Consider the following 6,905-nt stretch of genomic DNA (forward strand, 5'->3'; position numbering starts at 1 on the left):
ATGGATAAAGCAAAAAGCATGTGCTCTACTTCCCCCTTTTATTAAGCAGATAGTCATGACTCCGAAGCAGCGATACCAACAAGATTTAAAACGGCCGGATTTTCAACAAGATGAAGCACAAGCTATGGCTGTAAATGCTCTGGATGATCTTTATCATCAGCTAATTGATTACCTCAATACAGCAGTGGTCAAACCATCTCGTTGGCAAAAATTATTAGGCAAAAAAGAAGTGAAACCTCAGTTGCCTAAGGGATTGTACTTCTGGGGAGGAGTCGGGCGTGGCAAAACGTATTTGATGGATACTTTCTTTGATGCGTTGCCTACCGAAAAAAAAATGCGAGTGCATTTCCATCGTTTTATGTACCGAGTACATGATGAATTAAAGTTGCTGAGTGATGTCAGCGATCCGCTTGAAATCATTGCGGATAAATTCAGTAAAGAAGCGCTCATTATCTGTTTTGACGAATTTTTTGTCTCGGATATTACTGACGCTATGATTTTGGGGACGTTATTCCAGGCTCTGTTCCATCGTGGGGTGGTGTTGGTGGCTACCTCAAATATTCCGCCACATGATCTGTATCGAAATGGATTGCAGCGTGCTCGTTTTTTACCAGCCATTGCGCTGATTGAAACGCATTGTCATATTCTGAATGTCGATAGTGGTGTGGATTATCGCTTGAGAACGCTGCAACAAGCGGAGATTTACCACTACCCGTTGGATGACAAAGCTTGTGAAAATCTCAATAAGTATTACGGGCAATTGGCGGGTAGTGAAAAGCCAAAGCAGCATCAGATAGCAGTCAATCACCGAATGATTGATGTGATCGAAGCAAACGATGGTCTGCTCTATGCGTCATTTGCACAACTTTGCCAGACGGCTCGTAGCCAAAATGATTACATCGAGTTGTCTAAACTCTATCACACTGTGTTACTGGCTGAAGTTAAGCAGATGGATCGCTCTATAGATGATGCTGCACGACGTTTTATCGCGTTAGTTGATGAATTTTATGAGCGCAATGTAAAACTGATTATTTCCGCTGCAGTTCCTCTCGAGTCGCTGTATACTCAAGGTCAGTTGGAGTTTGAATTCAAACGTTGCCAGTCTCGTTTGATCGAGATGCAGAGCCATGATTATCTGGCTCAGGAACACTTAGCGTAAGCCTTTCACTATTGATAAGGAAAAATGACTTTTTTGTATAAAAAGAGGTGATTTTTCCTTCACTCTTCTTTATAATCCTGCGACCCACCGTTACTGCAGGTCTTTTTAGGCCGGGAGTACCACCCACTCGAAGGGGTGTTGTCTGGGCTCTTAGACAGTGGGAGCAATATGCTCCTTTAAGTGTAAATTTTAATTAACGGGTTATTATTAGCATGAAAACATTCGTTGCTAAACCAGAAACTGTAAAACGCGACTGGTATGTTGTAGACGCAGAAGGTAAAACTCTTGGCCGTCTAGCAAGTGAAATTGCATCTCGCCTACGTGGCAAACACAAAGCTGAATACACTCCACACGTCGACACTGGTGATTACATCATCGTTGTTAACGCGGAGAAAGTTGCTGTAACTGGTAACAAAGCTAAAGACAAAATGTACCACCGTCACACTGAATTCCCAGGTGGCCTAAAATCTTTCAGCTTCGAGAAGCTGATCGAGCGTAAGCCTGAGATGGTACTTGAGCTAGCGGTTAAAGGTATGCTTCCAAAAGGTCCTCTAGGCCGTGCTATGTACCGTAAGCTTAAAGTTTACGCAGGCGCTGAGCACAACCCTGTTGCTCAACAACCTATAGTACTAGACATCTAATTGGTGATATCGGAAATGGCAGAGAATCAATACTACGGCACTGGCCGTCGCAAAAGCTCAGCTGCACGCGTTTTTATTAAACCAGGCAGCGGCAACATCGTAATCAACAAGCGTAGCCTTGATGAGTACTTCGGTCGTCCAACTTCTCGTATGGTTGTTAAACAACCTCTTGAGCTAGTTGAGATGGTAGAAAAACTAGATCTATACATCACTGTTAAAGGTGGCGGTATTTCTGGTCAAGCTGGTGCTATCCGTCACGGTATCACTCGCGCTCTAATGGAATACGATGAATCACTACGTCCTGCACTACGTGCGGCTGGCTACGTTACTCGTGACGCTCGTTGCGTTGAACGTAAGAAAGTTGGTCTACGTAAAGCACGTCGTCGTCCACAGTTCTCTAAACGTTAATCTTTCTTTATCGAGAGGTTCGTGGGTCCAGTTGTTACTGGATTGTGGACAAAAAAAGCTCGGCTTATGCCGGGCTTTTTGTTTTTATGCTATTAGCAAAATTTCATTTCGCAATCATCACTTCTCATACCATTCTGGAAAACTTTCTGATCAGTGAATGGGTGTCGATAAGCAAACCCTCCGAGCCATGGATGGCTCGGCGGAGCCCCATGGACGGGTTTATGCGTGTTTGTGTTCGATGCCCATTCGCTGTTCCACTGATGTTCAATCTGATCATATTTTTACCTAGGATGGTATTACAGCAGCGTTCAATATGATCACTCCTTTATCTATATAGCTATCAAACTGTTGCAGTCTTACTCCCTTTTGTGACATAGCATGGGATTTACCTTACAAATGTTACGGAAAAGTAGCTTTATCTTGTCAGAAAGTAGAGTTTTATTTATCATTTACCGTCAAATAAATACAACTAAATAAGTATTTTGTTAGCCATGCTCTTAAGCGGAATAACAGCAGTCCACAAGGAGCAAATGGGAGAATGTCTGGATGAGCAATGCGCCTTTGAACAACAGTCGCAGACGCTTCTTAACAGCGACAACGGCAGTTGTCGGTGGTTTAGGAGCGGCGGCAGTTGCTGTACCTTTTATAAAATCGTGGAACCCAAGTGCGAAAGCAAAAGCGGCCGGTGCCCCTGTCGAGGTTGATGTTAACAAACTCGAAGAAGGGCAAATGGTTCGTGTTGAGTGGCGCGGAAAACCTGTATGGGTCGTTCGTCGTTCTCAAGCTATCGTCGATGCTCTTAAAGAGCACGATAACCAACTGCGTGATCCGAACTCTGGTGAAGAGCAACAACCGGGTTACGCGCAAAACACTTATCGCTCAATTAAGCCTGAATACTTCATCGCTGTTGGTATTTGTACTCACTTAGGTTGTTCGCCAAGTTATTTGCCGGATTCTTTTAGTGAGCAAGTGCAAGGTGTGAAATCAGGTTTCTTCTGTCCTTGTCATGGTTCGAAGTTTGACATGGCTGGACGAGTATTCCAGGGCGTTCCTGCACCACTGAACCTGGTAATTCCGAAACATATGTATTTAAGCGATACAAGAATTGTCATCGGTCTCGATGAAACAGGGGAGGCATAATGCAAGCTCTACTTGATTGGGTAGAAAAACGTCTACCCGCGATGAATGCTTATAAAAAGCACCTTTCTGAATATCCAATGCCGAAGAACTTCAACTTTTGGTACCTTTTTGGTTCTTTGGCGATGTTGGTGTTGGTTAACCAATTGTTAACCGGTATCTGGTTAACCATGAACTATGTTCCTTCAGGTGAAGGTGCGTTTGCTTCCGTTGAGTACATCATGCGTGATGTCGAGTTCGGTTGGTTACTGCGTTATATGCACTCAACCGGCGCTTCTGCGTTCTTTGTTGTTGTGTATCTGCACATGTTCCGTGGTCTGATTTACGGTTCATACCAAAAGCCGCGTGAACTTCTTTGGTTGTTCGGCATGCTTATTTTCTTAGTGCTGATGGCTGAAGCGTTTATGGGTTACTTGCTACCTTGGGGACAAATGTCTTACTGGGGAGCTCAGGTAATCATTTCTCTGTTTGGTGCCATTCCTGTTATCGGTGATGATTTAACACTTTGGATTCGTGGTGACTACGTTATCTCAGGTGCGACATTGAACCGTTTCTTCGCGCTGCACGTCATTGCATTACCAATTGTGTTACTGCTGTTGATCGTACTGCACATTCTTGCTCTGCATGAAGTGGGTTCAAACAACCCGGATGGTATTGAAACTAAACTGCCTAAAGGCACGATGGGCGATGACTACCAATCACAGTTCAAGTTTCACGATTACTACGCGAAGAAATATGACATCATCGACTCTATTCCTTTCCATCCATACGGAACGGTAAAAGATTTAGTCGGCGTTGCAGGCTTCCTATTCTTGTTCTGTTATGTACTGTTCTTCAACCCAGAAATGGGTGGCTATTTCCTTGAGCCGCCTAACTTTGAAGCAGCAAGCCCACTAAAAACGCCAGCGCACATCGCGCCTGTTTGGTACTTCACGCCGTTCTATGCGATTTTGCGTGCAGTTCCGGATAAGTTAATTGGTGTTGTTGCGATGGGGGCATCGATTGTCGTGCTATTCCTGTTGCCATGGTTGGATCGTTGTAAAGTTCGTTCTTACCGCTACCGCAGTAAGTTGCATTTAATCAACATTATTCAATTCACTATTTGTTTTATTGCTTTGGGTATTCTCGGTGCGCTACCAGCGACGCCAACTTATACCTTACTAGCTCGAATCTTTAGTTTAGGTTACTTCATGTTCTTCGTATTGCTGTTCTTCTACAGCAAAAATGAAGCAACCAAACCACTACCCAAGAGGGTCACATTCAAATGAAAAAGTGGATTGTAATTTTATTTGCAATGTTGCCTTCCTTGGTGATGGCAGCAGGCGGTAACGTACATTTAGATAAAGCGGAAAATGATTTAACTGATCAAGCATCTTTGCAACGTGGTGCTAAGTTATTCATGAACTACTGTTTTGGTTGTCACTCAACGCAATATCAACGTTATGAGCGCGTAGCGACGGATCTAGGTATTCCTGCGGACTTGATGAAAGAGAATCTTATTTTTAATCCAACCACCAAAATAGGTGAGTTGATGGAAAATGCAATTCCTGATAAATCGGCAGCGAAATGGTTTGGCGCTCCACCGCCAGATCTTACTCTGGTCGCTCGAGTGCGTGGCACAGATTGGTTGTATACCTATTTACGCTCATTCTATGCCGATCCAAGCCGTCCATTTGGGGTAAACAACATTGTTTTCCCAAGCGTTGGTATGCCACATGTACTTGAAGAGCTGCAAGGTACACCTGAAGCGATCTTCGAAACTCATGTCGTCGATGGTGAAGAAGTTAAGGTTGTGGTTGGTACTAAGTCTCAAGGCAACGGTGAGTTAAGTGAAGGGGAATATGACCAAGCTGTACGGGATTTGGTTAACTTCTTAGATTATTCCGCCGAGCCAGTTAAGCTGGAGCGCCAAGCTATGGGCTGGTGGGTATTTGCATTCTTGTTGATACTAACAATCGTTGTTGTAGCGCTTAAGAAAGAATATTGGCGTGATGTGCACTAATTGTGCTACTATACCGCACTAAATCCTAGTATTTAATTCAGCAATGGGGGCTTAGCCTCCATTGTTTTTTGTGTCTGTGTAAGTGTGCTGGAGGGCTCCATGGCTGTAGCTGCCAATAAACGTTCTGTGATGACTCTATTTTCAAGTGCGTCTGATATGTATAGCCATCAGGTTCGTATTGTTCTGGCTGAAAAAGGTGTCAGTGTTGAGGTGGAGTTGGTTGATGACAATAACCTGCCAACTGATCTCGTTGAGCTTAACCCATACAAGTCGGTACCTACTTTAGTTGATCGCGAGCTTACGCTTTATGATTCAAAAATCATCATGGAATACCTTGATGAGCGTTTTCCTCATCCACCACTAATGCCTGTTTACCCGGTCGCTCGTGGTAATAGCCGTTTGATGATTTATCGTATCGAAAGAAACTGGTATTCACTGGCTAAGATAATCCTAGAAGGAAAGGCTGAAGAAGCAGAAGTGGCGCGTAATAAGCTACGTACTGACTTACTCGACTTAGGGCCATTGTTTGGAGAATATACATACTTCATGACCGAAGAATTCAGTTTAATCGACTGTTACTTATCTCCGCTGCTATGGCGTTTACCTGTTCTGGGTATCGAGTTAGTTGGACCGGGGTCTAAAGAAATAAAAGTATATATGAACCGCGTGTTTGAACGTGATTCATTCCTAGCTTCACTAACTGAAGCAGAACGCGAGATGCGTCTTGCTCGTTAATGGTTGTATTTGATGGATATTGATCAAATGACACCTCGCCGACCATATATGCTACGGGCATTTTATGATTGGTTGCTAGAAAACGATTTAACACCTCATCTTGTTGTCGATGCAACTATGCGTGGCGTACGAGTTCCGATGGAATACGTACAAGATGGGCAAATCATCCTCAATGTGGCACCTCGTGCTGTTGGCAACTTAGAGCTTGGTAACGATGACGTGACTTTCAATGCTCGATTTGGTAGTCGACCACAGGTTGTTGTTGTTCCTTTGTATGCCGTACAAGCGATTTATGCTCGTGAGAATGGTGCAGGAACCATGTTTGATCCTGAGCCGGCTTATGAGCAAGAGCTTGATTCAGATATGACTATGGATGAGTCCACCGAGGAAAGCTTGATAAGCGAAGTACCGATAGAGGAAGGGACATCTGATGATGAACCGCCTCGTCCCAAAGGCAGACCAAGTTTACGAGTCGTGAAATAAGAACAAAAAAAGCAGCCTTGAGCTGCTTTTTTGTTTGAGTTTGTTGGCAAAGTCGGTGTTCGATTTATACCTGATATTCCTAACCCTACCGTCATTCCTGCGAAGGCACAATGCTGATCGTTTAAAGAAAATATAACTACTTGAACGATCTTGCAGTTCAAGCAAACTAACTCTTCGTAACTGAGGAGTTAGTATGTTTGCCAATGAATTAGATGACCTTTCTACTTGCTATCCACTGAACACTGAATATCTTGAAGTCCTTAATGCACAATTGCCTATTGAATGGGTGAACGACGCGTTAAACCTAACAACACATGCAACGGTTCGTCGCCGTAAAATC

8 protein-coding genes are annotated in these 6,905 nt (G+C 43.8%); all 8 read left to right on the forward strand.

The features are described from left to right. Positions 1-55: 55 nt before the first annotated feature. The 8 genes from zapE to sspB all read left to right on the forward strand — a co-directional run bounded on the left by zapE (position 56) and on the right by sspB (position 6,565). A complete protein-coding gene (zapE, locus tag ACK5MF_RS05615) occupies positions 56-1,159 on the forward strand; it encodes a cell division protein ZapE (protein ID WP_416920185.1) in 1,104 nt (367 codons plus the stop codon). A 212-nt stretch (positions 1,160-1,371) separates the two neighbouring features. Beyond that, the gene (gene rplM / locus ACK5MF_RS05620) at positions 1,372-1,800 is read left to right on the forward strand and encodes a 50S ribosomal protein L13 (RefSeq protein WP_416920187.1); all 429 of its coding nucleotides are present in this window, start codon (positions 1,372-1,374) and stop codon (positions 1,798-1,800) included. Positions 1,801-1,815: 15 nt separating this feature from the next. Then, positions 1,816-2,208, forward strand: coding sequence for a 30S ribosomal protein S9 (gene rpsI / locus ACK5MF_RS05625; protein ID WP_042480501.1), 393 nt, complete (start codon positions 1,816-1,818; stop codon positions 2,206-2,208). 546 nt (positions 2,209-2,754) lie between these two features. After that, complete coding sequence (gene petA / locus ACK5MF_RS05630) at positions 2,755-3,348, forward strand: ubiquinol-cytochrome c reductase iron-sulfur subunit (RefSeq protein WP_165312238.1); 594 nt, start codon at positions 2,755-2,757, stop codon at positions 3,346-3,348. Then, on the forward strand, positions 3,348-4,613 hold the full coding sequence (locus ACK5MF_RS05635) for a cytochrome b (protein WP_416920190.1): 1,266 nt from the start codon (positions 3,348-3,350) through the stop codon (positions 4,611-4,613). Before petA ends, ACK5MF_RS05635 begins: the two co-directional genes overlap by 1 nt. Continuing rightward, complete coding sequence (locus ACK5MF_RS05640) at positions 4,610-5,347, forward strand: cytochrome c1 (protein WP_416920192.1); 738 nt, start codon at positions 4,610-4,612, stop codon at positions 5,345-5,347. Before ACK5MF_RS05635 ends, ACK5MF_RS05640 begins: the two co-directional genes overlap by 4 nt. 99 nt (positions 5,348-5,446) lie before the next feature. Further along, on the forward strand, positions 5,447-6,082 hold the full coding sequence (gene sspA, locus ACK5MF_RS05645; protein WP_416920194.1) for a stringent starvation protein SspA: 636 nt from the start codon (positions 5,447-5,449) through the stop codon (positions 6,080-6,082). 12 nt (positions 6,083-6,094) lie between these two features. Continuing rightward, on the forward strand, positions 6,095-6,565 hold the full coding sequence (gene sspB / locus ACK5MF_RS05650) for a ClpXP protease specificity-enhancing factor (RefSeq protein ID WP_416920196.1): 471 nt from the start codon (positions 6,095-6,097) through the stop codon (positions 6,563-6,565). The last annotated feature ends 340 nt before the right edge of the window (positions 6,566-6,905 follow it).

Origin of the sequence: Vibrio sp. (assembly GCF_047973365.1) — a bacterium.
Classification (GTDB): Bacteria; Pseudomonadota; Gammaproteobacteria; order Enterobacterales; family Vibrionaceae; genus Vibrio.